Source organism: Streptomyces sp. NBC_00829 (assembly GCF_045161795.1).
In the GTDB taxonomy this organism is placed as follows: domain Bacteria; phylum Actinomycetota; class Actinomycetes; order Streptomycetales; family Streptomycetaceae; genus Streptomyces.
The window spans coordinates 1,470,896-1,495,102 of sequence record NZ_CP108867.1; the positions used below are offsets into that span (position 1 = coordinate 1,470,896).

Annotated in this window: 24 protein-coding genes and 1 pseudogene; 12 read left to right on the forward strand and 13 right to left on the reverse strand. The window is 70.0% G+C overall.

All coding sequences use genetic code 11. From position 1 onward, the window contains the following. Position 1 precedes the first annotated feature (1 nt). Complete coding sequence (helR, locus tag OG293_RS06390; protein WP_405997779.1) at positions 2 to 2,149, forward strand: RNA polymerase recycling motor ATPase HelR; 2,148 nt, start codon at positions 2 to 4, stop codon at positions 2,147 to 2,149. A 317-nt stretch (positions 2,150 to 2,466) separates the two neighbouring features. Here helR and OG293_RS06395 read toward each other — a convergent pair whose 3' ends face one another. Next, on the reverse strand, positions 2,467 to 2,787 hold the full coding sequence (locus OG293_RS06395) for a DUF5955 family protein (protein ID WP_405997780.1): 321 nt from the start codon (positions 2,785 to 2,787) through the stop codon (positions 2,467 to 2,469). A gap of 156 nt (positions 2,788 to 2,943) precedes the next feature. Continuing rightward, entirely contained in the window at positions 2,944 to 4,836 is a 1,893-nt protein-coding gene (locus tag OG293_RS06400; protein ID WP_405997781.1) for a serine/threonine-protein kinase, read from the reverse strand. 167 nt (positions 4,837 to 5,003) lie between these two features. Here OG293_RS06400 and OG293_RS06405 point away from each other — a divergent pair, with 167 nt between their 5' ends. Continuing rightward, positions 5,004 to 5,648 (forward strand): NTP transferase domain-containing protein, encoded by a 645-nt coding sequence (locus OG293_RS06405; RefSeq protein WP_405997782.1) that lies wholly within the window; start codon positions 5,004 to 5,006, stop codon positions 5,646 to 5,648. 216 nt (positions 5,649 to 5,864) lie between these two features. After that, complete coding sequence (gene aceB / locus OG293_RS06410; RefSeq protein WP_405997783.1) at positions 5,865 to 7,487, forward strand: malate synthase A; 1,623 nt, start codon at positions 5,865 to 5,867, stop codon at positions 7,485 to 7,487. Positions 7,488 to 7,646: 159 nt separating this feature from the next. On the opposite strand, the gene OG293_RS06415 is transcribed toward aceB, so the two are convergent. Next, entirely contained in the window at positions 7,647 to 8,600 is a 954-nt protein-coding gene (locus OG293_RS06415; RefSeq protein ID WP_405997784.1) for a fibronectin type III domain-containing protein, read from the reverse strand. A gap of 493 nt (positions 8,601 to 9,093) precedes the next feature. Between OG293_RS06415 and OG293_RS06420 the strand changes: the two genes are divergently transcribed. After that, on the forward strand, positions 9,094 to 9,903 hold the full coding sequence (locus OG293_RS06420) for a CAP domain-containing protein (RefSeq protein ID WP_405997785.1): 810 nt from the start codon (positions 9,094 to 9,096) through the stop codon (positions 9,901 to 9,903). Positions 9,904 to 9,915: 12 nt separating this feature from the next. On the opposite strand, the gene OG293_RS06425 is transcribed toward OG293_RS06420, so the two are convergent. Genes OG293_RS06425 through OG293_RS06435 form a run of 3 tightly spaced genes read right to left on the reverse strand, consistent with a single transcriptional unit; the run spans position 9,916 to position 12,304 of the window. Beyond that, complete coding sequence (locus OG293_RS06425; RefSeq protein ID WP_405997786.1) at positions 9,916 to 11,232, reverse strand: sensor histidine kinase; 1,317 nt, start codon at positions 11,230 to 11,232, stop codon at positions 9,916 to 9,918. Beyond that, positions 11,229 to 11,912, reverse strand: coding sequence for a response regulator transcription factor (locus OG293_RS06430; protein ID WP_405997787.1), 684 nt, complete (start codon positions 11,910 to 11,912; stop codon positions 11,229 to 11,231). Before OG293_RS06430 ends, OG293_RS06425 begins: the two co-directional genes overlap by 4 nt. A 53-nt stretch (positions 11,913 to 11,965) precedes the next feature. Next, positions 11,966 to 12,304 (reverse strand): hypothetical protein, encoded by a 339-nt coding sequence (locus OG293_RS06435; protein WP_405997788.1) that lies wholly within the window; start codon positions 12,302 to 12,304, stop codon positions 11,966 to 11,968. Here OG293_RS06435 and OG293_RS06440 point away from each other — a divergent pair. From OG293_RS06440 to OG293_RS06460, 5 genes are all read left to right on the forward strand, one after another. Continuing rightward, positions 12,294 to 12,515, forward strand: a complete 222-nt coding sequence (locus OG293_RS06440) for a hypothetical protein (RefSeq protein ID WP_405997789.1) — start codon at positions 12,294 to 12,296, stop codon at positions 12,513 to 12,515. The two genes, OG293_RS06435 and OG293_RS06440, sit on opposite strands and share 11 nt — an antisense overlap. A gap of 154 nt (positions 12,516 to 12,669) precedes the next feature. Further along, positions 12,670 to 13,269: a TIGR03086 family metal-binding protein gene (locus OG293_RS06445; RefSeq protein WP_405997790.1), complete on the forward strand. Its 600-nt coding sequence runs from the start codon at positions 12,670 to 12,672 to the stop codon at positions 13,267 to 13,269. Between the two features lie 169 nt (positions 13,270 to 13,438). Beyond that, on the forward strand, positions 13,439 to 14,260 hold the full coding sequence (locus tag OG293_RS06450) for a chitosanase (protein WP_405997791.1): 822 nt from the start codon (positions 13,439 to 13,441) through the stop codon (positions 14,258 to 14,260). 30 nt (positions 14,261 to 14,290) lie between these two features. Continuing rightward, a complete protein-coding gene (locus OG293_RS06455; RefSeq protein ID WP_405997792.1) occupies positions 14,291 to 14,413 on the forward strand; it encodes a hypothetical protein in 123 nt (40 codons plus the stop codon). Between the two features lie 231 nt (positions 14,414 to 14,644). Next, on the forward strand, positions 14,645 to 15,502 hold the full coding sequence (locus OG293_RS06460) for a chitosanase (RefSeq protein ID WP_405997793.1): 858 nt from the start codon (positions 14,645 to 14,647) through the stop codon (positions 15,500 to 15,502). A gap of 82 nt (positions 15,503 to 15,584) precedes the next feature. On the opposite strand, the gene OG293_RS06465 is transcribed toward OG293_RS06460, so the two are convergent. From OG293_RS06465 to OG293_RS06495, 7 genes are all read right to left on the reverse strand, one after another. Beyond that, positions 15,585 to 16,973, reverse strand: coding sequence for a nucleobase:cation symporter-2 family protein (locus OG293_RS06465; protein WP_406003522.1), 1,389 nt, complete (start codon positions 16,971 to 16,973; stop codon positions 15,585 to 15,587). Positions 16,974 to 17,221: 248 nt separating this feature from the next. Next, positions 17,222 to 18,598, reverse strand: a complete 1,377-nt coding sequence (locus tag OG293_RS06470) for an 8-oxoguanine deaminase (RefSeq protein WP_405997794.1) — start codon at positions 18,596 to 18,598, stop codon at positions 17,222 to 17,224. A 147-nt stretch (positions 18,599 to 18,745) separates the two neighbouring features. After that, the gene (pucL, locus tag OG293_RS06475; RefSeq protein ID WP_405997795.1) at positions 18,746 to 19,687 is read right to left on the reverse strand and encodes a factor-independent urate hydroxylase; all 942 of its coding nucleotides are present in this window, start codon (positions 19,685 to 19,687) and stop codon (positions 18,746 to 18,748) included. Positions 19,688 to 19,694: 7 nt separating this feature from the next. Further along, entirely contained in the window at positions 19,695 to 20,105 is a 411-nt protein-coding gene (gene uraH, locus OG293_RS06480; protein WP_405997796.1) for a hydroxyisourate hydrolase, read from the reverse strand. After that, positions 20,102 to 20,614, reverse strand: a complete 513-nt coding sequence (gene uraD, locus OG293_RS06485) for a 2-oxo-4-hydroxy-4-carboxy-5-ureidoimidazoline decarboxylase (RefSeq protein WP_405997797.1) — start codon at positions 20,612 to 20,614, stop codon at positions 20,102 to 20,104. Before uraD ends, uraH begins: the two co-directional genes overlap by 4 nt. A 149-nt stretch (positions 20,615 to 20,763) precedes the next feature. Continuing rightward, positions 20,764 to 21,141, reverse strand: a complete 378-nt coding sequence (locus OG293_RS06490) for a helix-turn-helix domain-containing protein (RefSeq protein WP_405997798.1) — start codon at positions 21,139 to 21,141, stop codon at positions 20,764 to 20,766. Next, complete coding sequence (locus OG293_RS06495) at positions 21,138 to 21,389, reverse strand: hypothetical protein (RefSeq protein ID WP_406003523.1); 252 nt, start codon at positions 21,387 to 21,389, stop codon at positions 21,138 to 21,140. The genes OG293_RS06490 and OG293_RS06495 overlap by 4 nt, the downstream gene beginning before the upstream one ends. Before the next feature lie 288 nt (positions 21,390 to 21,677). On the opposite strand from OG293_RS06495, the gene OG293_RS06500 reads away from it, so the two are divergent. The 3 genes and pseudogenes from OG293_RS06500 to OG293_RS06510 all read left to right on the forward strand — a co-directional run. Continuing rightward, positions 21,678 to 22,535, forward strand: coding sequence for a TIM barrel protein (locus tag OG293_RS06500; RefSeq protein WP_405997799.1), 858 nt, complete (start codon positions 21,678 to 21,680; stop codon positions 22,533 to 22,535). A 56-nt stretch (positions 22,536 to 22,591) separates the two neighbouring features. Next, positions 22,592 to 23,482, forward strand: coding sequence for a 2-hydroxy-3-oxopropionate reductase (locus OG293_RS06505; protein WP_405997800.1), 891 nt, complete (start codon positions 22,592 to 22,594; stop codon positions 23,480 to 23,482). A 99-nt stretch (positions 23,483 to 23,581) separates the two neighbouring features. Next, positions 23,582 to 23,760 (forward strand): annotated as a pseudogene (locus tag OG293_RS06510) (catalase); the annotation flags it as partial. Positions 23,761 to 24,207: the final 447 nt, after the last annotated feature.

The window sequence follows — 24,207 nt, forward strand, 5'->3', positions numbered from 1 at the left end:
CATGAACCCCCTGACCACCAGCGCGTTCGACCTTCCCGACCTTCTCTCCCCCAAGGCCGCCCCGATGCTGATCGACGGTGACGAGCAGCACTTCGCGGCCATCGCGGAGAGCCTTGAGCAGGCGATCGCCGAACTGTCCGACCGCCTCGATGCCGAGCGCAAGGCGCCCGGCGGTATTGGACGGGAGGCGATGGAGCGGGACATGGAGATCCACCGGCTGACCGGTCGTCTGCGCGCCTTGCGTCGCTTCGGTTTGGACCTGTGCCTCGGACACATCGTCGGCGCGGACAACCCCGAGCCCGTGTACATAGGACGGCTTGGCCTCACCGACAGCGCGGGTCGTCGACTGCTGATCGACTGGCGCTCGCCCGCGGCCGAGCCGTTCTTCGCGGCCACCCACGCCAACCCGATGGGACTGGCAAGCCGCCGCAGGTATCGCTGGACCCGCGGCCGGATCAGCGACTACTGGGACGAAGTGTTCGCCGCTGACGGGCTTGAAGGGCACGCCGCGCTCGACGACCACTCTGCCTTCATCGCCAGCCTGGGCAGCAACCGGTCTGCCCGGATGCGAGACGTGCTCGCCACCATCCAGGCCGACCAGGACGCCGTCATCCGGGCGGGATCCCGCGGCGCTCTCGTCGTCGACGGCGGTCCGGGCACGGGGAAGACCGTCGTCGCTCTGCACCGCTCCGCCTACCTCCTCTACTCCGACCCTCGCCTCGGCCACCGTCGGGGCGGTGTGCTGTTCGTCGGTCCGCACCAGCCCTACCTGGCCTACGTCGCCGATGTCCTCCCCAGCCTCGGAGAGGAGGGCGTGCGGACCTGCACCCTGCGGGACCTCGTCGCCGAGGGAGCGGGAGCGGCGATCGAGACCGACCCGGACGTAGCCCTCCTGAAGTCGTCCGCGACCATGGTGAAGGCGATCGAGACGGCCGTCAGGTTCTACGAGGAGGCGCCCGCCCAGGGGATGACGGTCACGACCTCCTGGTCCGACATCTGGCTGAGCGCCGACGACTGGGCCGAGGCGTTCGAAGCACCAGAACCGGGTACTCCGCACAACGAAGCGCGCGACCAGATCTGGGAGCAGTTGCTCACGATCCTGATGGACAAGCACGACGGCGACGTCCCGCCCGACCTGTTCCGGATGTCGCTGCTGAACAACAAAGAGCTGGTCAGTGCCCTCAACCGCGCGTGGCCGCTGCTCGAAGCGCCTGACCTCGTCGGAGACCTGTGGTCGGTACCCGCCTACCTGCGGATGTGCGCTCCCTGGCTCGCCCCCGACCACGTCTCGAAGCTGCAGCGCGAGGACGCCCAGGCCTGGACGGTGTCCGACCTGCCGCTCCTGGACGCGGCACGGCAGCGGCTCGGCGACCCGGAGGCGTCACTGCGTAAGCGTCGGCACAACGCCTCAGTCGCCGCCCAACGCGACCGCATGGCCAGCGTCATCGGCGACCTGCTCGAGGCCGATGACGACGGCGAGGGCGCGGTGACGATGCTGAGGGGACAGGACCTGCGGAACAGCCTGATCGACGAGACCGCACTGCCAGGCGCCAACCGGGAACCTCTCGCCGGCCCGTTCGCGCACATCGTCGTGGACGAGGCTCAAGAACTGACCTACGCGGAGTGGCACATGCTGCTGCTCCGCTGTCCGTCTCGGAGCTTCACCATTGTCGGGGACCGCGCCCAGGCCAGGCACGGGTTCACAGAGTCGTGGCAGGAACGGCTCGAGCGGATCGGGCTGGACCGGATCAGCGTGGCCTCCCTGAGCATCAACTACCGGACGCCTGAAGAGGTCATGGCGGAGGCCGAGCTGGTCATCCGAACCGTGCTCCCGGACGCCAATGTGCCGACCTCCGTCCGCAGCGGCGACGTCCCCGTCGTGCACGGATCTGTTTCGGATCTGGACTCGATCCTCGACACCTGGCTCGTTGCGCATGCCGACGGGATCGCCTGCGTCATCGGCGATCCCACGTTCCGGGCGACGCCCCGCGTCCGGTCGCTGACCCCGGAGCTGTCGAAGGGGCTCGAGTTCGACCTGGTCGTCCTCATCGACCCAGAGGCGTTCGGCACGGATATCGAAGGAGCGGTCGACCGCTATGTCGCGATGACCCGGGCGACCCGGCAGCTCGTCATCCTCACGAGCTCCTGACGTCGGCCAGGACAACGTGGCCGGTCGCCCGCCCGACGATCATGAGGGCAGCCGCCGAAGGAGTCACCCGGGCTTCGCGGTCCGCGCCGGGCCGAGTCAGGCGCCGAAGACGAACCGGGTGCAGGGAGGCCGACGACCCGGGCGAGCGGGAGCAGGCTCCCGGGCGACTGCCCGGCCTGCCGGGTGCCGGGGTGGGCAGGCCGCAACCGGCAGGCGGAGACTGATCGATGGGATCCGGTGGCGGGTGCGGACCCGGCGCCGTGGCGCGACCTCCCCACCGAGTACGGGCCCTGACGGACCGTCTGCGGTCTGCCCCCTCAGACCTTCCGGGGCGGAACCTCCCCGAAGAGATCCACCGCGTTCCGCACCCCCATCAACGCCGGTCCCAACGCACTCACCGACCCGATCGCCCCCGCGATCAACAGCAGCGACTTGCGCATCCGCGGAATCTCCGGATCGCCCGCCGACACCATCGCCGCCAGCACGGCCAGTTCGTCCTCGGCTATGCCCCGGTCGGGAAACTCCGCGGGATGGCCCGCGAGTTCGCGGCGGAGCCGGGAGACCGCGGCTCTCAGCTCCGTCGCCCTCGGGTCCTCGCCGCTCTCTGTCACCCGCGTCTGCCCCACGCTCCGCAACAAAGCTCCGCCCCTCGCACACCTTTGTGTTGCTTGTGCCGATTGTGCTGCCCGTGCTGCCCGTTCCGTTGTACGACCCGTGATGCCACGGTCACCAACCGTGGACTGCGGGCCAGTTAACGCCATCCGGACCGGTGCGCGCCACTCCGCGGACCGAATTCAGGACGTCGGCTGTACGGGATCGATGGCACCGCGCCAGACGGTCACGTCGAGGGTGATGAAGCGGCTGGGGTCGGAGTCCGGCGCCTTGCCCTGGTAGGTCACCACGCCGACGTTGCCCGACTCGGTCAGGACACAGAACTTGGCGCCCTTCGAGAGGTTGTCGGTCTCCAGCCTGCTGGCGTACCGGGTTTCGGTGCGGCACGTGGCCAGATCGCCGTTCTGACCGGTGCGCAGCAGGATCAGCTTCGCGTTCTCGACATTGATCCAGCCAAGGTCCCAGTCGTACGAGACATCGGCGTTGGAGGAGTCCTCGGGGAGCGGCTTGACCGGTTCGTCGCCGAGGGTGATGTGGTAGTCGTCCACGACGTTGAGTCCGGCGTAGGTCTTGGGCGTCGGGTCGGCCACCGGCTCGTTGGGCTTGCTGGACTGCTCCTGACCGGGGGTGTCGGACGACGGTGTGCTCTGGGCCCGCGGGGTGGAGTTCTGCGGGCCCTGGCCCTTGTCCTGGCTCTGCGACTCGTTGCTCTTGTCCTTGTCGTCGCCGGACAGGGCGAGGTAGGCACCACCGCCCGCCGCCCCACCGAGCACCAGTGTGGCAACGGCGGCGACGGCCAGATTGCGTCCCGTCTTCTTCTTGGCCGGAGCCTGCATGCCGACGGTCTGGTACGGCTGTACCGGCTGGTGGTGGTAGGGCACCTGGGTCGGGGCGGCCTGCGGGTGGGGATAGCCGTAGGCCGGCGCCTGCGGCGGCGGCCCGAAGCCGGGAGGGGGCGTCGCGGGGGCGGCGTGCGCGGTCGGCGTGGGAACGGCGGCCGGAGGCACGGGAGCCTGGCCCTGCATCGCAGCGGCGGCGGGCGCCGTCGGGGGCTGCGCCGGAGCGGCGGTCGCGGGCGCGGCGGCCTGCTGAGCGACCGGCGGCACCGCCGGCGGCGTCACGGCCGGCGGCGTCACGGCCGGAGCGGGAGCGGGAGCGGGAGCGGGAGCGGCCTTGCGTGTGGTGATCTCCGCGGCGACCGCGCCCGGCAGCCACTCCTCGGGACGACGCAGCACCGTTTCGCCGTTGGCGGCCTGGCAGATGGCGAGCAGGTCCGCGACCGACGGCCGCGCCTCGGGGTCCTTGGCGAAGCAGCGGGTAACCAGCTCCCGTAGCTGGTCGGGAAGTTCGGCGAGGTCCGGCTCCTCGTGCACGATCCGGTAGAGCACACCGTGCGAGGTGCCCTCGCCGAAGGCCGCGTGTCCGGTGGCCGCGTACGCCGCGACCTGGCCGAGCGCGAAGATGTCGGTGGCCGGGGTGACGTGGCTGCCGGCCGCCTGCTCCGGCGCCATGAACGACGGTGTGCCGATGGTGACGCCGCTGCTGGTGAGCGAGGTGGCGTCGGCGGCCCGCGCGATGCCGAAGTCGATGACGCGCGGGCCGTCAGCGGCGAGCAGCACATTCGCGGGCTTGAGGTCGCGGTGGACGATGCCCGCGCCATGAATGATCTGCAGCGCCTCGGCGATCCCCGCGACGAGCAGCAGTACGGTCTCGACGGGCAGTTTGCCGTGCTCGGCGACCGCGTCGGCGAGGGAGGGCCCGGGGACGTACGCGGTGGCGAGCCAGGGCTGTTCGGCCTCGGGATCGGCGTCGATGACCGGCGCGGTGAACAGTCCCTGGACACGCTGCGCCGCCTGGACCTCCTGGGCGAAGCGGCGGCGGAACTCGGCGTCCTGGCCGAAGTCGGGCCGGATCACCTTGATGGCGACGGGCCGCCCTCCGGGCGTGTACGACAGATAGACCTTGCCCATACCGCCGGCGCCGAGACGCGCGGCGAGCCGGTATCCGGCGACGTGCCGCGGATCCTCTTCACCCAGTGGCTGGAAGACCGTTCCCTGATGTGCGCGCCCACTCATCGACTCTTGTCCCCCATGGCGAACTTCAGTATCGGAGCTGGCACCCTATCGAAGGCCACACTCCGCTCTCCACGTCGGACGAGCGGCATGCCCCGGACGGTTGCGGTGCCTCGCCTACGGTCCGTCAGTGACGCGCCGTTGGAACGCATATGAGGTAGAGATTCCTCATGGCACAAGCGCAGCGGGCACGTGATGAACGGCGAACAGCGCCGCCGCAGGAGAAGGGGCCGGTCGTCGCCGGCCTGCTGCTGGCGGCGGGGGGCGGGCGCCGGCTCGGCGGGCGCCCGAAGGCGCTGCTGAGGCACCGGGGCCGCCCGCTGGTCGAGTACGCGGTGAGCGTCCTGCGCGAGGGCGGCTGCGGTCCGGTGCATGTGGTGCTGGGGGCGGCGTCCGACCGGGTCCGGAAGGAGGCCGAGCTCTCCGGCTGTGTCCTGGTCGACAACCCGGGATGGCAGGAGGGCATGGGTTCCTCGTTGCGCATCGGTCTGGAGTCCCTGTCCGGGACGGCCGCGGACGCCGCGCTCGTCTCTCTGGTGGACCAGCCGGGGATCGGCCCGCAGGCGGTGGCCCGCGTCCGGGCCGCGTACCGCTCACGGGAGTCGCTGGTGGCGGCCGCGTACGGAGGCGAGCGCGGCCATCCGGTGCTGTTCGGCGCGCTCCGCTGGAAGGACATCGCGGCGAGCGCGGTGGGCGACCGCGGGGCGCGCGCCTACCTCCGGGAGCACGCGTCCTCGCTCACGCTGGTCGAGTGCGGCGATGTGGCCGAGGCGTACGACATCGACACCGCGGAGGATCTGTCGCACCTTGAGTGAACGGCGTGGCACTCAGAGCCATGGTCTGTCGACCCGGAGAATCTCGATATCAACAAACCATTGAACTTCCACCATGAGGAAACTACTATCCACAGGTCAGAAGCGCCCGACACCACGAAGCGCCCGCGACCGTACCTCGGCTCCTGCGGCACCGAGTGCCGTATCCCTATGCCCCGGCAGCCGTCAGGCGTCGCCCGCTGAAGGAAGTGACAGCTCATGTCCGCACCAGCGCCGTCCCCGCTGGCCATCGTCGAAGCCGAGCCCCTGCCCCGGCAGGAAGAGGTCCTCACGCATGCGGCCCTCGCCTTCGTGGCCGAGCTGCACCGGCGGTTCACACCGCGGCGTGACGAACTGCTCGCCCGCCGCGCCGAGCGCCGCGCCGAGATCGCCCGCACCTGCGCGCTGGACTTCCTCCCGGAGACGGCCGCGATCCGCGCGGACGACTCCTGGAAGGTCGCCCCGGCCCCCGCGGCCCTCAACGACCGCCGTGTGGAGATCACCGGCCCCACCGACCGCAAGATGACCATCAACGCCCTGAACTCGGGCGCGAAGGTCTGGCTCGCCGACTTCGAGGACGCCTCGGCCCCCACCTGGGAGAACGTCGTCCTGGGCCAGCTGAATCTGATCGACGCCTATGAGCGCCGTATCGACTTCACCGACCTGGCGTCCGGCAAGTCGTACGCCCTGAAGTCCGCGGACGAGCTCGCGACGGTCGTGATGCGCCCGCGCGGCTGGCACCTCGAAGAGCGCCATCTGCAGCTCGACGGCCACCCGGCGCCCGGTGCCCTGGTCGACTTCGGCCTGTACTTCTTCCACAACGCCAGGCGTCTGATCGAGCTCGGCCGGGGCCCGTACTTCTACCTCCCGAAGACGGAGTCACACCTGGAGGCCCGCCTCTGGAACGACATCTTCGTCTTCGCGCAGGAGTACGTCGGCATCCCGCAGGGCACCGTCCGCGCGACCGTCCTGATCGAGACGATCACCGCGGCGTACGAGATGGACGAGATCCTCTACGAACTGCGCGACCACGCGGCGGGGCTGAACGCGGGCCGCTGGGACTACCTCTTCTCCATCGTCAAGAACTTCCGTGACGGCGGCGCAAAGTTCGTGCTCCCGGACCGCAACGCGGTGACGATGACCGCGCCCTTCATGCGCGCGTACACCGAACTCCTGGTCCGCACATGCCACAAGCGCGGCGCGCACGCCATCGGCGGCATGGCCGCCTTCATCCCCTCCCGCCGCGACGCCGAGGTCAACAAGGTCGCCTTCGAGAAGGTGAAGGCCGACAAGGACCGCGAGGCGGGCGACGGCTTCGACGGCTCCTGGGTCGCCCACCCGGACCTCGTGCCGATCGCGATGGCCTCCTTCGACGCGGTACTCGGAGAGAAGCCCAACCAGAAGGACCGCCTGCGCGAGGACGTTTCGGTCGCGGCGGGCGATCTGATCGCCATCGACTCCCTGGACGCCAAGCCCACGTACGACGGCCTGCGCAACGCCGTCCAGGTCGGCATCCGCTACATCGAGGCGTGGCTTCGGGGCCTGGGCGCGGTCGCCATCTTCAACCTGATGGAGGACGCGGCCACCGCCGAGATCTCCCGCTCCCAGATCTGGCAGTGGATCAACGCGGGCGTGGTCTTCGAGAACGGCGAACTCGCCACTCCGGAGCTGGCCCGCAGGGTCGCGGCCGAGGAACTGGCGGCGATCCGGGCCGAACTCGGCGAGGAGGCGTTCGCGGCCGGCAACTGGCAGCAGGCGCACGATCTGCTGCTGAAGGTGGCGCTGGACGAGGACTACGAGGACTTCCTGACGCTGTCGGCGTACGAGCAGCTGAGCGGCTGATTTTTGTCGGCACTCCGCCCCTGGTACGCACGGCACCGGGGGCGCGAAGCCGTTCCTTGCTCTGTTCGCCGGGGGTGAGGGTGCGGGTGGTGCCGGGCCCGACGGCAAGGGGTCGCGGTTGGGCGTCGGGTCGCACCCACTGCCCACCGGGGCAGCCATCTAACCGACAACCACCACCGTCCGCTGCGCCGAGAAGTCCCCCCACTTCCCGTCGGGGAGCTTGGCCCGCAGTTTGATGGTGTAGCGGGTGCCCGGCTTGTCCGTGACCACCATCGTGTACGTCGCCGTGCCGGTGGGCGGTGCGGCGCCCCAGACGATGGTCGTGGCCAACTTCCCGTTGAGATACAGCTCGTGCTCCTCGACCGGCCCTCCCGTCGCCGGCGGGGTCCAGCTCAGCGCGATGGTGCCCTTGCGTGCCGTGGCCCTCAGACCGGTGGGCGCTGTGCTGGGGCCCTGTCCGGACGCGGACGCAGTGGTGAGGTCAACGGGATTGCTGTCGGGCGAGGAGTTCTCGGCGGCATCGCGGGCCCGGACGGTGAAGGTGTAGACGGTGCCGGGGCGCATGCCGGTGACATGCGCGGTGGTCTCGGTGCCGGGGACGCTGTGGATGCGGGAGTCCTCCTGGTAGATGTCGTACGAGGTGACCCCGGTGTTGTCCGAGGCCCGCGCCCAGGACAGCGTGACCGATCGGCCCCCGTCGGCCTTGCCCCGGAGCCGTGCCGGCCGCGTGGGAGGCTTCTTGTCCTCCGGCGTGGGGGCCGGAGTGGTGACCGCCGTCGCGGGGCTGGGCTTCGAGAGATTTCCTGCGGCGTCACGCGCCCGCACGGTGAAGCTGTACGCCGTTCTCGGGCTCAAACGGTCTATGTCCACCATGTGTTTGGCACCCGGCAGCGTCTTGACCCTGACGCCCCTCTGGAACACCTCGTATCCGGTGACCGCCGTATTGTCGGTGGACTGCTCCCACATGACGTGGACGGAAGTGGCGCTGCCCGCCTGCGCGCTCACACCGGAGGGGGTGCTCGGGCTGGTGGTGTCCTTGTTTTCCACGGCGCAGGCGGCGAGGACAAGTGTGGCCGCGCAGACCAACGCGGGGAGTGTGGGGGGACGTTGCACGGTCGGACCTCCGCGACGACGGCAATGGTCCAGACCTATATGCCACAGGCGGTGGCCGCCCACAAGGGGGGTGCGCCCGCCCCGCCGCCCGGGAAGCCGTCGCCCACCCTCGCACCCGCGTTCGTCGGGCTTCGGGAACGGGTCAGCGTTCCCGCAGAGGCATTCAGATCACACTCGTCCGGCATATCCGGCACGTTTCACACGTCCGGCATATCCCATACCTCCGTCTCATCCTGCTCGACCGTTTTCGTAAGCCGTTCGAAGTTGGAGCCGATTAGGGCCGATCGACGTCGTATCACCAGCAATGTTCCCCGGTTGGCCGACGTGAGCCTTAGGGCTTTCTTAGGGCTTCTTGAAGAAGCCCTGCCGACCCCCCATCCGCGCCGACGTCACCCATACGCTCTCGCCAGCCCCCCACGATCCCGGTGGGCGCGGGTGCGCCTGCCGGGGTCTCCTTAGTTGGACCGACTTCTCTCTTCGAGGTGCCGTACGCATGAGTTCTCGCCGAGCCCCCCGACCCGAATCCCACTCCCACGCCCGCCCCAAGGGCGGACTGCGGGCGCGCAATGTCGTCCTGGCGCTGGGCGCGATCACCGTCGTGACGGGCGTCGGAGTCACGCTTGCCACAGCCGACGGCAGCCACGGCGGCGCGAACGACCGGGTGAAGACGAACGCTGCCGCCGATGTCCCCGAGCCGGTGGTGGTCGAGGATGCGGCGGGCAGCGCCAGCCCCCTTGCCACCCCCTCGGCGAGCCCGAGCGTGACCGCCTCCCCCAGCCCGAGCGTCAAGCCCTCCGCCAAGCCGAAGCCGAAGGCGACCCCTTCCGCCGCCCCGAGGAAGCAGACGAAGAGGGACACCAGCGGTTCGGGCGGCGATGTCCGGCCGACGAGGAAGCCCACCGGCTCCGGCGGGTCCTCCAACGGTGCCGAGGCGCAGGTTCTCGCGCTCGTCAACGAGGAGCGCGCGGCGGCCGGGTGCTCGCCGCTGACCTTGAACCCAAGGCTCGTCAAGGCGGCGGACGACTATAGCGACGTCATGGCCAACGCCGGTGTGATGTCCCACACGGGACCCGACGGCTCCACCATGACCAGCCGGGTGGAGGCCGCCGGTTACACGTGGTCCACGCTGGGCGAGAACATAGCCCAAGGGCAGCAGGACGCGGCCTCGGTCATGGACGCGTGGATGCACAGCCCCGGCCACAAGGCCAACATCCTCAACTGCAGCTTCAAGGAGATCGGCGTCGGCGTGCACTTCGGGGACGGCGGCCCCTGGTGGACGCAGGACTTCGGAGCCGGACGCTGAGGTCCGCGGGACCTACCGCAACGGCCTGCCGTTCTCGGCCACCAGAGCGAACGTCACCTGCACCCGCGCCCCTCCCATCGGGGCGCGGGTGATCCGCAGCTCCCCTTCGGCCGCCCGGGCCGCACGGGCCACGATGTCAAGGCCCAGGCCGGTCGAGCCGCCGACGCTGACCCCGCGGGTGAGCGCGGCCTGCGGGTCGGCGACTCCGGGGCCCGCGTCGTCCACCGTCAGCAGAACCTGCCGGTCGGTGCGTTCGACGCGTACCGCGAAGGCCGTGCCCTGCGGGGTGTGCCGGAAGACGTTGCCGATCAGGGCGTCGACGACGGCGGCGAGGTCGTCCTCGGGGAAACGGACGGGCGTCGGCCGCGGCGTGAAGGAGCGCTCGCACAGCCGGTCCTGCTGGCCCGCGAGAACCGACCAGAAGTCGAGCCGCATCGCGACCACCTCGGTCACTTCGCACGGCCTCGATGGCACCGCTCCGGCCCCCTGGCCGGCTGCCAGCGGAGTGCGGGCGGCCGTGATGATCGAGTCGAGTTCGCTCTCCAGCTGTGCGACGGCGTTCGTGACCCGCTGGGCTCCTTGTGAGCCGCCCATCAGGTCCGCCTCCAGGTAGAGCGCGGTCAGCGGGGTCCTGAGCCGGTGCGAGAGGTCCGCGACCATCTCACGCTCGATGGCCAGCAGCTCCACCACCCGGTCGGCCATGGTGTTGAACGCGACACCGGCCTCCTGCAGTTCAGGTGGGCCGTCCGGTTCCACCCGTACTCCCAGGTCCCCCGACCCCAGCGCGAGCGCGGCCCGCTTGAGACTGCGGGAGGAGCGCACCACGCGGGCCCCCAGGCGGTCCGCGACCAGGACCGAGCCGCCCACCAGACCCAGCGCGAGCAGCGCCATCACACCCCACGAGGTCCACACGCCCCGGGTCAGATCCGCGCCGGGCACATACGCCTCGACGACCGCCACCCGGTCCCGGGCGAGGACGACGGGCTGGAGGTAGACCCAGCCCTCGGCGGTGTCCATGGCCAGCGTCTCGCGCTTTTGAACCGCGCGCTCCAGCGCCTGTGACGGTGCGTGCAGGGTGCCGACGAGTCCTCCCTCGGGGAGGCGCACGGCAAGCTGATCGCCCGAGCTGAGTCCGGATACCGCCTGCTGGACGTCCGCCGGCTTCGTGGTGAGGGCGAGTACGGGCGAGAGTGCCGCAGCCCGCTGCTCGGCGGCGGTGGTCGCACGGTCCCGGGCCTGATCTCGTACGAGCAGGGCGAGCGGGATGAGGAAGGACAGCGCGACCATCAGTGTGGCGGCCAGGGCGATTCCCGCGAGGGCTCGTCTCATGGGGCGGTGACCAATTTGATACCGATTCCACGCACTGTGTGCAGATAGCGCGGATCTGCTGGCTTTTCACCCAGTTTCCTGCGCAACGCGGAAAGATGGACGTCCACGGTCTGGTCCTCGAGATACGGCTGCTGCCACACCTCGGCGAGGATGCGTTTGCGCGATATGACCTGGTCGGCGTTTGCCGCGAGGTAGGCCAGCAGGTCGAACTCCCGGCGGGTCAGTGACAGCTCGCGGTCGGCGAGATGCGCGGTGCGGGCCAGCGGATCGATCCTGAGATCGGCGACCTGCACGACCGCCTGCCGGTCCGCGTCGGCGGGCCCCGACCGCCGCAGCACCGCGGCCAGCCGGGCGGCGAGCTGCCCTCCGGAGAAGGGCTTGACCATGTAGTCGTCGGCTCCGGCGTTGAGCAGCCGGATGATCTCCGTGTCGTCGTCGCGCGCGGTGGCGACGAGCACCGGAACCCGTGAAATGCCCCGGATCATCCGCAGTACGTCAAGACCGTCCAGATCGGGCAGCCCGAGGTCGAGAACGACGATGTCGGGTGGGCCCTGGCTGACCTCGCGCAGCGCTTCGAAACCCTGGTGGGCGGTCTTGACCGCATAGCCGTGCGCGGTGAGGACCTCGATCAGCGCGGCACGGATCACAGGGTCGTCCTCGACGACAAGTACGGAGGCCATGAGCAGGCACGTTAGCCGGTCCGTCACTATGGTGTCGTGCCCCGCTTCCTGCGCTACCTGCTCATCTGGCTGTCGTGCACGGCGGCCAGTGTGACGGCCGTCATCATCACGGTCCACTTCGTGGTGGGATCGACCAGGCCGACCGCCCCGGTGGCGCAGTCGGCTCCGAAGGACTTCGCCGCCTCGGCGCGGCCCTCGGCGTCCCAGAGCCCGTCGCCGACCCCCACGCCGAGCCCGAGCGCGTCGCGCAGCCCGGAGCCGACGCCTTCCAAGAAGACCCAGAAGCCCCGTGCGACGCCGACTCCCGAGGCCCGCCCGACCTCTCGCCCGGTCGAGCAGTCGGCGCCGGCGAACCAGGGCTGCGAGGACGGCGGCGCGGGGGTGCAGACCATCCCCTCCGAGGGCGGGAGGGTGACGGTGCGCTACGGAAGCGGCGGGGTGTGCCTCATCTCGGCGGTGCCCAGCCAGGGCTTCACGGTGAGCACCACGCAGAGCGCGCCGGACACGCTGACGGTGAAGTTCGCGGCGAGCCGGCACGAATCCGAGGTCACGGCGACGACGGTCCCGGTGGACCGGGCGAGCGTGCGCGAGACGTCGTTCTGACTTCCCGGTCCGGGCGGACACGCGCCCCTCGCCCGGCCCGCCCGGCAGCCGGCCCGTCGTGGCCCTGGTCACCGCGTCCCGGTCTCCGGGCGATGCGGCGATGAGTTGTGGCCCTGGGGCGATGAGTTTTGGCCCCGGAGCCGGTCATCCCTGCATGACCACCTCTTCGTACCCCTTCCCCGACCTCCGCCCCGCCGCCGCTGGTGTGGCCCGGTTGCTCGACGGCATCGGCGACGAGCGGCTCCCGGATCCGACACCCTGCCCCAAGTACGCAGTACGGGAGCTGCTCGGCCATGTCGTCGGGCTGACCACCGCGTTCCGGGACGCCGGGCGCAAGGACCTCGGGCCGACGACGGCGACCGCCGCCGGCACCGTGCTGCCCGTCCTGGAGGACGACTGGCGCACCGGGCTCCCGCGTCGGCTCGACGAGCTGGTGGAGGTGTGGTCCGCTCCCGAGGCGTGGGACGGCGACACCCAGGCCGGCGGCGTCACCTTCCCGGCCACGATCGCGGGCCGCGTCGCCCTGAACGAGCTGGTGATCCACGGCTGGGACCTGGCCCGGGCCACCGGGCAGGCCTACAGCCCCGACCAGGCGAGCCTGGAGGTGTCGTACGAGGTGGTGAAGCCCACAGGGGAGGACGAGGGGCGGAACAGCATCTTCGGCCCCGTGGTCGAGGTGCCCGACGGCGCGTCCCTGCTCGACCGGGTCATCGGCCTCAGCGGCCGCAGGCCCGACTGGCGGCCGGGGGACTGACCGGGCACTGCGGGCCGCCGCCAGAGGCACGATGCCGCGCGGACCGCCCTTCGGGCGCCGTCACACGATCACGTCCTGGACGTCGTGATCGAGCAGGCGGAGCGGTTCAGTAACCTCATGGCGTGGCCGGGGCGCCGACCCCGGGAGGGGGAACGCCATGAGGCCGGTCATGAAACCCGTGCTCGCAGCGCTGCTCGCGCTGGTGCTGCTGACGCTCGCCGCCTGTGCGGGCGCGGAGCCCAAGGGGCGTTGGGCAGTCGGGCTGGACGACCCGGCGAAGAAGGACGTCGCCATGCAGATCGTCTCCAGCGCGGAGAACTCCTCGCTGGACTGGAAGGCCCAGTACACGTACATCGAGGACATCGGCGACGGCCGCGGCTACACCGCCGGCGTCATCGGCTTCTGCTCCGGCACCGGCGATCTGCTCAGTGTTGTCGAGCGCTACACGAAGGCCGAGCCGGGCAATGCGCTGGCGGCCTTCCTGCCGGCGCTGCGCGCGGTCAAGGGCAGCGACTCGCACGATGGGCTGGGGCGTCCCTTCACGGACGCGTGGGCGCGGGCCGCCGCCTCGGACCCGGCCCTGCGGGCGGCGCAGGACGCCGAGCGGGACCGGTCCTACTTCACTCCGGCGGTGAGGCAGGCCCGGCGTGACGGGCTCGGCGCGCTGGGCCAGTTCATCTATTTCGACGCCTATGTGATGCACGGGTCGGGCGACACCGCCGGCTCGGTGGGCTTCCGCAGTCTGCGCGAGACGGCCCTGCGCGCCGCGAAGCCACCCGCCCAGGGAGGCGACGAGAAAGCGTATCTCAACGCGTTCCTCGATGCCCGCGTCGACGCGATCGGCCGCGAGCCCTCGCACTCGGACACCAGCCGCATCGAGACGGCGCAGCGCGTCTTCGTGCGGCAGGGCAGGTTCGGCCTGGAGACGCCGCTGAGCTGGAAGGTCTACGGCGACAGCTACCGCATCGGCACGGAGCGGGAAGCCGGCTAGCGCCGCGCCGGACGCCGCGGAGCTCTCGCCATGGGTGACCGTCGCGACCATCGCGATTCCGCGACAGACATCGGCGGTGAGGAGAACCTGACCGCGGCGGACGGCACATCGGTCACGCCCTGGCGCAGCCGCGAGTCACCGGCCGATCGGTGAGATCCAGCGGGTCCGCGAGGAGGTGTACCGCCGCTCCTCGATCGAGCGGCACCGCCTCAACAGGCAGCCGCAGACCTGAGCCGACGAGCAGCGCAGACCTCCTCGGCTGAGGTCTTCGCGGCGTCCGCGAGCCCCAACTCCGGTACGCGGAAGGGGTGTACGTCCCACCCGGTGCCTGATAGGAAAGCTTCCTAACAGAGCACGGAACGACGAACTCCCTATGGAGGCAAGGTGCCCACCCCCCACGTACGCGCCGCACGTCAGCTCAGGTTCGCCCCCCGCGTACTCCTCGGCGTGACGCTGGTCGCCGTCCCGGCCACCGCGGTCGCGGCCACGCATCCCCAGCCCACCGGCCAGGCCGCCGCCCCCGCGGCCGCCGCCGTCGGACTCGACGACCGGGCGAAGAAGGAGATCGCCATGCAGATCGTCTCCAGCGCGGAGAACTCCTCGCTGGACTGGAAGGCCCAGTACACGTACATCGAGGACATCGGCGACGAGCGCGGCTACACCGCCGGCATCATCGGCTTCTGTTCCGGAACCGGCGACATGCTGGACCTGGTCGAGCTCTACACGCAGCGCAAGCCGGGCAACGTGCTGGCCAAGTACCTGCCCGCACTGCGCACGGTCGACGGCAGCGACTCCCACGAGGGCCTCGACCCGAACTTCACCGAGGACTGGGAGAAGGCCGCCAAGGACTCCGAGTTCAAGAAGGCCCAGAACGACGAGCGCGACCGGGTCTACTTCAACCCGTCGGTCAGTCGCGGCAAACAGGACGGCATAGGCGTCCTCGGCCAGTTCATCTACTACGACGCCATCGTGATGCACGGCGACGGCGGCGACAGCACCAGCTTCAGCAACATCCGCAAGCGGGCGCTCGCCAAGGCCAAGACCCCGGCCCAGGGCGGTAACGAGAAGACCTATCTCAACGCCTTCCTCGACGCCCGCGTCTGGGCGATGAAGCAGGAGGCGGCGCACGAGGACACCAGCCGGGTCGACACGGCCCAGCGGGTCTTCGTCAAGAAGAACAACTTCGGCCTCGACACGCCGCTGGACTGGAAGGTCTACGGAGAGAGCTTCCACATCGGCTGAGCCTCGCCCCCAGGAGGGCCCCCAAGGGCCGGATGTCCGCGAACACCGCGGATGCCCGGCCCTCAGGGGCCCGCAGGGCCGCTCAGTGGAGCGCGACCGCCTCCGAACCGGCCGTCGCCGCCGCGGAGGTTACCGAACTCTCCTTCTTCCCCAGGTGGTTGAAGGCGAGGTTGAGGACGATCGCCACGATGCACCCGGTGGAGATGCCCGAGTCGAGGACGACGAGCGCGTCCTTGGGGAAGGCGTGGTAGAACTCCGGCGCGGCGATGGGGATCAGACCGATCCCCAGGGCCGCAGCGACGATCAGCGCGTTCTCGCCCTTCTCCAGGGCGGCCGTGGCCAGGGTCTGGATACCGCTGGCGGCCACCGAGCCGAACAGTACGATGCCCGCTCCGCCGAGGACCGGCAGCGGGACGAGCGCGATCACGGACGCGGCGACCGGGCAGAGTCCCAGCAGGATCAGGATGCCGCCGCCCGCGGCGACGACGAACCGGCTGCGTACCTTCGTCATCGCCACGAGACCGATGTTCTGCGCGAAGGCGCTGCACATGAAGCCGTTGAACAGTGGGCTGACGGCACTGCCGAGGGTGTCGGCGCGCAGACCGCCCTCGATGACCCGCTCGTCCGCCGGCCTGTCGACGATCCTGCCGAGTGCAAGCATGTCGGCGGTGGACTCGGTCATGCAGACCAGCATCACGACGCACATCGACACGATCGCGGCGATCTCGAACTGCGGGGCTCCGAAGTGGAACGGCGTCGGGAAGCCGACCACGTCGGCGTTCTTGATGGCGTCGAAGTGGGCCATGCCCAGCGGTACGGCGACGACCGTGCCGACGACGAGCCCGAGCAGGATGGCGATCTGCTGGAGGAAGCCGCGCAGCAGTTTGCGCAGGGCGAGCACGACGACCAGGGTGAGAGCGGCCATCGATATGTTCTTCATCGAGCCGTAGTCGGAGGCGGTGGCGTTGCCGCCCTGGGACCAGCGGAAGGCGACCGGCAGCAGCGAGACGCCGATGAGGGTGATCACGGTGCCCGTGACGACGGGCGGGAAGAACCGGACGAGCTTCGAGAAGTACGGCGTGAGGACGAAGCCCAGCACGCTCGCGACGATGATCGCGCCGAAGATGACGGTGATGCCGTCGGCTCCCCGGTCCCTGCCTATGGCGACCATCGGGGTCACACCGGCGAAGGACACTCCGTTGACGAACGGGAGCCTCGCGCCGACCTTCCAGAAGCCGAGGGTCTGAAGGAGGGTGGCGATGCCGGCCGTGAAGAGGCTCGCACCCATCAGGAACGCGGTGTCCTGGGCGCCGAGACCCACGGCGGGCCCCACGATCATGGGCGGGGCCACCACACCCGCGTACATGGCGGCCACATGCTGAAGGCCGCTGGTGAGCATTTTCAGTGGGGGCAGGGTCTCATCGACAGGATGCTTCCCCTCCGTCGCTGTCTCTGCGTCGTTCGGAAACATGGGCTGTGCGGCCACGGGCGGTTCCTCCGGTCGGTTACGCGTCGGCGATGACGCGGGTGTCAGGGAGGTGGTGCGAAGTGGTGAGCGGTGACAGAGGTGCTTCTGGGGTGTGAAGACACGAGTCACCGTCCCGGGGGTCGCGGCACCGATGGGCGGTGCCGCGACCCCCGGTCGCGGCTGCCGTGGGCCCCGCTCGGGTCCACGGCCTCCGGTCGAGGGCCGTCCCCCTCGACCGGATTCCTGGTGGGTCAGTCCTGCGCGGCGATCCGCGCCAGGCGCCGTGCCTCGTCCCGCGCGGAGCGGGCGATGGCGTCCTCGTCCACCGTGGTCAGGTGGTTGTCCTCGACGACGGTCCTGCCGTTGACGAGGGAGAGGGTGACGGGTGCTGCCGCGCCGAAGACGAGCGCGATCACCGGATCGGCGATGGAGGAGTGGGCGATCGTGTCCAGCTTCCACAGCACGAGGTCGGCGAGCTTGCCCGCTTCGATGGAGCCGATCTCCTCGGCGCGGCCGAGGACCTGGGCTCCGCCGTAGGTGCCCAGTCGCAGGGCCTGGCGGGCGTTGAGCGCCGCCTCGCGATGGGCGCCGAGGCGGTTGATCAGGAGCGCGTTGCGCAGTTCGGTGTGCAGTTCGCCGGACTCGTTGGAGGCGGTGCCGTCGACGCCGAGGCCGACGGGGACGCCCGCCTTCAGCATGTCGGGGACGCGGGCGATACCGGCGGCCAGGCGTGCGTTGGAGGACGGACAGTGTGCGACGCCGGTACCGGTACGGGCAAAGGCGGCGATGTCGGTGTCGTTCATATGGACGCAGTGGGCCATCCACACGTCCTGGCCGAGCCAGCCGGTCGACTCGAAGTAGTCGGTGGGGCCCATCCCGAAGAGTTCCTTGCAGAACCCCTCCTCCTCCATGGTCTCCGAGCCATGGGTGTGCAGCCGTACGCCCTTGCGGCGCGCCAGTTCGGCGCCCTGCTTGAGCAGTTCGGTGGAGACGGAGAAAGGCGAGCAGGGTGCGACGGCGATCTGCGTCATCGCGTCGAAGGAGGCGTCGTGGTACTTGTCGATGGTCGCCTCGGTGGCGGCCAGCGCGCCGTCGAGGGACTCGACGGCGAAGTCCGGCGGCAGGCCGCCGTCCGACGTGCCGCGGTCCATGGAGCCGCGGGCGAGGGTGAAGCGGACACCCGTCTCGCTCGCCGCGCCGATGATCGCGCCGGACAGGTCGCCGGAGCCTTGGGGGTAGACGTAGTGGTGGTCCATCGCGGTGGTGACACCGCCGCGGGCCATCATGGCGAGTGAGCCCCGGGCGGCCGCGCGTGCCATCGGCTCGTCGATGCGCGCCCAGGTCGGATACAGCGCGACCAGCCAGTTGAAGAGGTTGTGGTCGGTGGCCAGGCCGCGGGTGATCCACTGGTAGAAGTGGTGGTGCGTGTTGACCAGGCCGGGCGTGACCAGATGACCGGTGCCGTCGATGCGGCGGACCACGTTCTCCAGGCCGTCGGGGGCCTGGCCGGCTCCCACGGACTCGATGCGGTTGTCCGCGACGACGACGTGGCCCGAGGCGTACTCGGTGTCGTTCGCGTCCACGGTCGCGATGGCACAGTTCTCGATGACGATGCGCGAAGCCGCCATGACGGGTCCTCGTTCTTCCCATTGGTGGAATGGACCCGGGGGTCGAGCGGGGTGACGACCGGGCCCGCGGTGCCGATGTTGCGCAGATGCCCCGCTCTCCCCCTGGGACCTGACGCCGGCGCGCGCGTCGGGGGTGTGGCGGGACGTCTACAGATTGGTCATGTCGACCGGAATCCGCGGCTCGACGCCGTCCCGCAGAATCGTGGCCTCGATCAGACCGTAGGGGCGGTCGGCCGCGAAATAGACTTCATTGTCGTTCTTGAGCCCGAATGGCTCCAGGTCGACCAGGAAGTGGTGGTTGTTCGGGAGCGAGAAGCGGATCTCATCGATCTCGCCGCAGCTGTCGATGACCCGCGAACCCATGTGGTAGAGGGTCTGCTGGAGCGAGAGGGAGTAAGTCCCGGCGAAGGCCTGGAGGATGTGCTTCCTGGCCTGCTCGTACGACTGCTCCCAGTGGGGCATCCGGTCGTCGTCGCTGCTCCAGCTGTAGCGCCAGGCGGCGGAGACGTCGGTGCACAGGATGCGGTCGTACGCCTCCTTGAGCGTTGTGTACTTGTCCTTCGCATAGCCCCAGAACTCCGAGTTGGTGGAGTTCATGACCGTGAGGTCCTTGAGCCCGGAAATGACCTCCCAGCGCTCACCGTCGAAGGTGATCTGGGTGGTACGCAGCTCCTGGCCCTTGCGGGCGAAGGAGTGCCGGACCTTGTCCGAGCCGATGATGTTGGCGTCGGAGGTCGCGATGCGCTCCCAGGCGTACTCCTGAATGCGGATGCGCGCCCGGTGGATCGGCTCCTGCGACGTCACGAAATGACGGGCGAGGTGGATACCGAACTGCTCGGCCGACTCGATGCCGTGCTCCTTGGCGAACGCGTACACCGTGTTCTTGGTGGTGTCGGTCGGCAGGACGTTGGCGTTGGAGCCGGAGTAGTGGACCTCCTCCATGTCGCCGGAGAGCGCGACCGAGACGTTCAGGTCCTTGATGTGGTGCGTATCGCCGTCCCGCGCAATCCTGACGACGCGGTTCTCTGCTTTGCCGTACTGGTTCTGGCCGAGAATCACAGGCCGGGAGTGGTGCGAATGAGCTGTCATGTGTCTGCTAGCTCCCTCGGTAAACGGAGTAGCCGAACGGGTTGAGCAGCAGCGGTACGTGATAGTGCTCGCCCGGGGTGACGGCGAACGTGATGGTCACCTCGGGGAAGAACGCACCGCTGTCCCTTACGCGGGGGGCGTCCTGCTGCGCCTCGGCTTGCCTGTCAAAGCTGTGCTGGTTGTTCAGGAAGTACGCCTCGGTCTCGAAGTCGAGACGTACGTGGGTGGTTCCTTCCGGCAGCGCCGGCAGGTCCTTGCAGCGCCCGTCGGCGTCGGTCGCGGATCCGCCGAGCACCGACCACATGGCGTCGGACCCGCCGCTGCGGGCCGCGAGCGAGACGGCAACGCCCTCGGCGGGCCGGCCGACGCTGGTGTCCAGGATGTGCGTGGACACCGATGCCGTGGTCTGCGTACTCATACGCTCTCTTCCTCTACGAGACGGGCCAGCCGGATGCGGTTGATCTTGCCCAGTTCGGCGCGGACGATATCCCGCTCCTGCTCGGGCGAGTTGCCGATCCGCTCCCGGACCGCGTCACGCATCTGCTCGCCGGTCCGGCCGGTGGCGCAGATCAGAAAGACATGCCCGAATCTGTCCTGGTAGGACAGATTCAGTTCGAGCATTTCGGTCTTGAGCTCCTCGGAGGCCCCGGCCATCCCGCTCTGCTCGCGGGAGGAAGTCGGGTCCCCGGGCTTCGGGCGGCCGATCGGCGGATGCCCCGCCATCGCTTCGGCCAGATCCTCGGCGGTGAGCTCGGCCGTGGCGGCGTCGCCGGCGTCGAAGAGGGCTTCCACGGTGGCGTACGGGCGCTGGGCGAGCAGTGTGCTCCCCCACGCCGAACTGGCACACACCTCGTGCAGTGCGGCCCGGGCCGCGCTGTCCTGTGAGGCGTTGAACCGGGCGAGGCCCGGTGTCGGACTCGAAGTCACGGGAGCCTCCGTGGCTGTTCTTCGCAGTGCGTCGGACGGGCTGCGGACAGCTAACGCCCTCGACAACACGGCGTCAACACATTGTTGAAAACTCGGCAACGCAGAAGCCGCCGCCCGGTTGACCCGGACGGCGGCCCCAGAGGCGGGTCTCAGCCGTTCTTCGCCGGGTTGTCCCTGTTCAGATAGTTGTAGACGGTGAAGCGGCTGACCCCGAGGGCGCCGGCCACCGTCTCCACGCCATGCCGTACAGAGAAGGCACCGCGTGCCTCCAGTGTGCGCACGACCAGCTGTTTGGTCTTGCGGTCCAGGTCGGACAGGGGCATTCCGTGGCGGCGCTCCATGGCGGCCAGGACGTGGTCCAGCGAGTCCGACAACTGGGGCAGTCGCACCGCGAGGACGTCCTCGCCCTCCCAGGCGAGCACCACATCGTCCGGATCGGCCTGATCCGGCCTCACTATCTCCGCGCCCATCGCGTCGACGAGCGGCTTCACGGCGCTGACCAGGGGGTGCTCTGCGGGCTCGGTCACTGCTCGCCCTCCCCGATCACGTTCACCTGAAGCGAGACCCGGGTGGCCCCGGCCTCCAGCGACCGGCGCAGCAGCGCGTCGACGGCCTTCAGGACCTCGTCGGCGCCCCCCTCGGCCGTATTGCCGAACGGGCCGACATCCACGGCATCCAGCGCGGCCGTCTGAATGACCTCCCGGGCGACCACCGCATGGGCGGGCACTTCGTCGAGGTCGAAGGGCTCGGTCGTGAACTCCACCCGCAATCGCACCATATCCCCACGGCACCCTTCCGACCTGCGATCTTTCCTGGATTCCACCGCCCTCCGGCGGGCGGAGGGGTGGAGCGACCTTACTTGAGACAGCCCGTGGGCGGCCCCTGCGCGAAGGGGCGCCCTGCGCCGGAGGGACTCCGCCCGGCAGTGCAGGCGTGCCGCGCCCCGACCGGCCCAAAGCCGGACGAGTTCACCGGGGCCCCCTTGACAGCCCTCCCACCTCCCCTGCAACCTTCCGTTAAGCAGAAACTTACTTCCGCAATACGGAAGGGGCGCGGACTCCCCATGACCCGCTTCTCAGACGGCGCAGCCACGGGCCGGCGCTTCGATGTGAACCTCTCGATCCTCTTCACGGAACTCCCGCTCCTGGAGCGCCCCGCGGCGGCGGCCGCGGCTGGCTTCACCGCGGTCGAGCTGTGGTGGCCCTGGATCGAGACCCCCACCCCGCCGCAGGCCGAACTCGACGCGCTCAGGAAGGCGCTCGACGACGCCGGCACCCAACTGGTGGGCCTGAACTTCTACGCCGGGCGGCTGCCCGGCCCCGACCGCGGTGCGCTCTCCCTGCCGGGCGAGGAGTCCGACCGCTTCCGCGCAAACGTCGACGTGGCCGCGGACTTCGCCGCCTCGGTGGGCTGCGCCGCACTCAACGCGCTGTACGGCAACCGTGTCGAGGGCGTCGACCCGCAGGTCCAGGACGGCATCGCACTGGCGAACCTGGTGCTCGCGGCCCGCGCGGCCGACCGCGTCGGCGCGATCCTGCTGATCGAGACCCTCAACAAGCCGGAGTCGCCGCTCTATCCGCTGGTGAGCGCCCCGGCCGCGATCGAGGTCATCGACAGGGTGAACGCCGCGACGGGACTGTCCAACGCGAAGTTCCTCCTGGACATCTACCACCTGTCGATGAACGGCGAGGACGTCAGCAGGGTCATCGCCGCGTACGCCGACAGGACCGGCCACGTCCAGATCGCCGACAACCCGGGCCGAGGCGCGCCGGGCAGCGGCTCGCTGCCGCTGGAGCAGTTCCTCGGCGAGCTGGGCAAGGCCGGTTACGACGGCTGGGTCGGCCTGGAGTACAAGGCCGGCGACCGCCCGAGCGCCGAACCCTTCGACTGGCTGCCCGCCGGGGCCCGCGCCGCCGAATGACGCGCCCGGCGCCCGGCGCCCGTCTTCACGTACGAGAGTTTCAGAGAGGCACCCCCATGAGCAATCTCCCCAAGGTCGCATGGATCGGACTCGGCATCATGGGCTCCCCCATGTCCGAGAACCTGCTCAAGGCCGGTTACGACGTCACCGGGTTCACCCTGGAGCAGGACAAGATCGACCGGCTGGTCACGGCCGGCGGCAAGGGCGCGGCCTCGATCGCCGAGGCCGTCAGGGACGCCGACGTCATCATCACGATGGTGCCCGCCTCCCCGCAGGTCGAGGCCATCTCCTACGGCCAGGACGGCATTGTGGAGAACGCCCGGCGAGGCGCCCTGCTGATCGACATGTCCTCCATCACCCCGCAGACCTCCGTGGACCTCGCGAAGAACGCGGCCGAGAAGGGCATCCGCGTGCTGGACGCCCCGGTGTCCGGCGGTGAGGCGGGAGCGATCGAGGCAGTCCTGTCCATCATGGCCGGCGGCGAGCAGGCCGACTTCGACAGCGCGCTGCCGATCCTTCGGGCGCTGGGCAGGACCATCGTCCTGTGCGGTCCGCACGGCTCCGGCCAGACGGTGAAGGCCGCCAACCAGCTGATCGTCGCGGTCAACATCCAGGCCTGCGCCGAGGCCGTCGTCTTCCTCGAGAAGTCCGGCGTGAACCTCCGGGCCGCGCTCGACGTCCTCAACGGCGGTCTGGCCGGCTCCACGGTCCTGACCCGCAAGACGGACAACTTCCTGAACCGGGACTTCAAGCCCGGCTTCCGGATCGACCTGCACCACAAGGACATGGGCATCGTCACCGACGCCGCCCGCAGTGTCGGTGCCGCGCTGCCCGTCGGCGCGGTGGTCGCCCAGCTCGTCGCGTCGCTGCGCGCGCAGGGCGACGGCGGCCTCGACCACTCCGCCCTGCTGCGCTCCGTCGAGCGTCTCTCCGGCCGGCAGGTCTGACCCTCACGGCCCGCTCAGGGCCCCTCGATCTCCGGGCGGCGTCGGCGCTGACACCTGTCCCGTCGCGCCCAGGCGCCGGCGTCGTCCGGAACCCCATCCAACCCCTTCGACCGCACCAAGGTGTGGCCTCACGGCGGCTATCCGCTCCAGCGGGTGGGCCGTCCGGTGCTCGACCGCAACCCCGACAACGTCTTCGCCGAGGTCGAGCAGGCCGCGTTCTCGCCGAACAACCTCGCCGAACAAACATCGTGCCCGGCATCGGCCCGTCCCCGGACAGGGCCGCCGGTGCCGACCACGGCAAGCGCGTCGAGGCCGTCCGCGCCCTGCGCGAGGACTGAGAGCGGCAAGGCCGCGCCCGGGACCTGACGGGAGGTCATGTCTCGGGCGCTCGCCCGCACCGCGGACCCGGCTGAGGGTGGTCACGCGGTACGGGCGGGCCGAGGACCGCGGCGGTGGTGCGATGCCGGTGCGGTGGTGAAGGCTCCGGAGACCGCTTCCTGACCTGAAGGAGGGTCCGAGCCGATATCCGGGTCACCGCCGGCATCGCGACCGGGCCTCAGAGGCAGTGCCGGGTCATGGAGACGGTCCATGGCCCGGCACGACCCATGTGGACGGCCTGCGAACCACCCAGGCTCCGGCGCCTTCTGATGTGCCGCCACATCCCCCGCCCCCGCAGCGCGACGCGCCAGACATCGGCGAGTCCTGGGGTTCCGGGCCCCGGCCGG

What these genes read in the sequence shown, in the direction of transcription:
- OG293_RS06450 (WP_405997791.1), top strand. Translation starts at nt 13,439, where the DNA reads ATGAAACCCGTGCTCGCAGCGCTGCTCGCGCTGGTGCTGCTGACGCTC.
- pucL (WP_405997795.1), bottom strand. Translation starts at nt 19,687, where the DNA reads ATGACAGCTCATTCGCACCACTCCCGGCCTGTGATTCTCGGCCAGAAC.
- OG293_RS06405 (WP_405997782.1), top strand. Translation starts at nt 5,004, where the DNA reads ATGGCACAAGCGCAGCGGGCACGTGATGAACGGCGAACAGCGCCGCCG.
- OG293_RS06505 (WP_405997800.1), top strand. Translation starts at nt 22,592, where the DNA reads ATGAGCAATCTCCCCAAGGTCGCATGGATCGGACTCGGCATCATGGGC.
- OG293_RS06425 (WP_405997786.1), bottom strand. Translation starts at nt 11,232, where the DNA reads ATGAGACGAGCCCTCGCGGGAATCGCCCTGGCCGCCACACTGATGGTC.
- helR (WP_405997779.1), top strand. Translation starts at nt 2, where the DNA reads ATGAACCCCCTGACCACCAGCGCGTTCGACCTTCCCGACCTTCTCTCC.
- OG293_RS06420 (WP_405997785.1), top strand. Translation starts at nt 9,094, where the DNA reads ATGAGTTCTCGCCGAGCCCCCCGACCCGAATCCCACTCCCACGCCCGC.
- OG293_RS06500 (WP_405997799.1), top strand. Translation starts at nt 21,678, where the DNA reads ATGACCCGCTTCTCAGACGGCGCAGCCACGGGCCGGCGCTTCGATGTG.
- aceB (WP_405997783.1), top strand. Translation starts at nt 5,865, where the DNA reads ATGTCCGCACCAGCGCCGTCCCCGCTGGCCATCGTCGAAGCCGAGCCC.
- OG293_RS06435 (WP_405997788.1), bottom strand. Translation starts at nt 12,304, where the DNA reads ATGGTCTGCACCCCCGCGCCGCCGTCCTCGCAGCCCTGGTTCGCCGGC.
- OG293_RS06445 (WP_405997790.1), top strand. Translation starts at nt 12,670, where the DNA reads ATGACCACCTCTTCGTACCCCTTCCCCGACCTCCGCCCCGCCGCCGCT.
- OG293_RS06430 (WP_405997787.1), bottom strand. Translation starts at nt 11,912, where the DNA reads ATGGCCTCCGTACTTGTCGTCGAGGACGACCCTGTGATCCGTGCCGCG.
- OG293_RS06400 (WP_405997781.1), bottom strand. Translation starts at nt 4,836, where the DNA reads ATGAGTGGGCGCGCACATCAGGGAACGGTCTTCCAGCCACTGGGTGAA.
- OG293_RS06470 (WP_405997794.1), bottom strand. Translation starts at nt 18,598, where the DNA reads ATGGCGGCTTCGCGCATCGTCATCGAGAACTGTGCCATCGCGACCGTG.
- OG293_RS06455 (WP_405997792.1), top strand. Translation starts at nt 14,291, where the DNA reads ATGGGTGACCGTCGCGACCATCGCGATTCCGCGACAGACATCGGCGGT.
- OG293_RS06465 (WP_406003522.1), bottom strand. Translation starts at nt 16,973, where the DNA reads ATGTTTCCGAACGACGCAGAGACAGCGACGGAGGGGAAGCATCCTGTC.
- uraH (WP_405997796.1), bottom strand. Translation starts at nt 20,105, where the DNA reads ATGAGTACGCAGACCACGGCATCGGTGTCCACGCACATCCTGGACACC.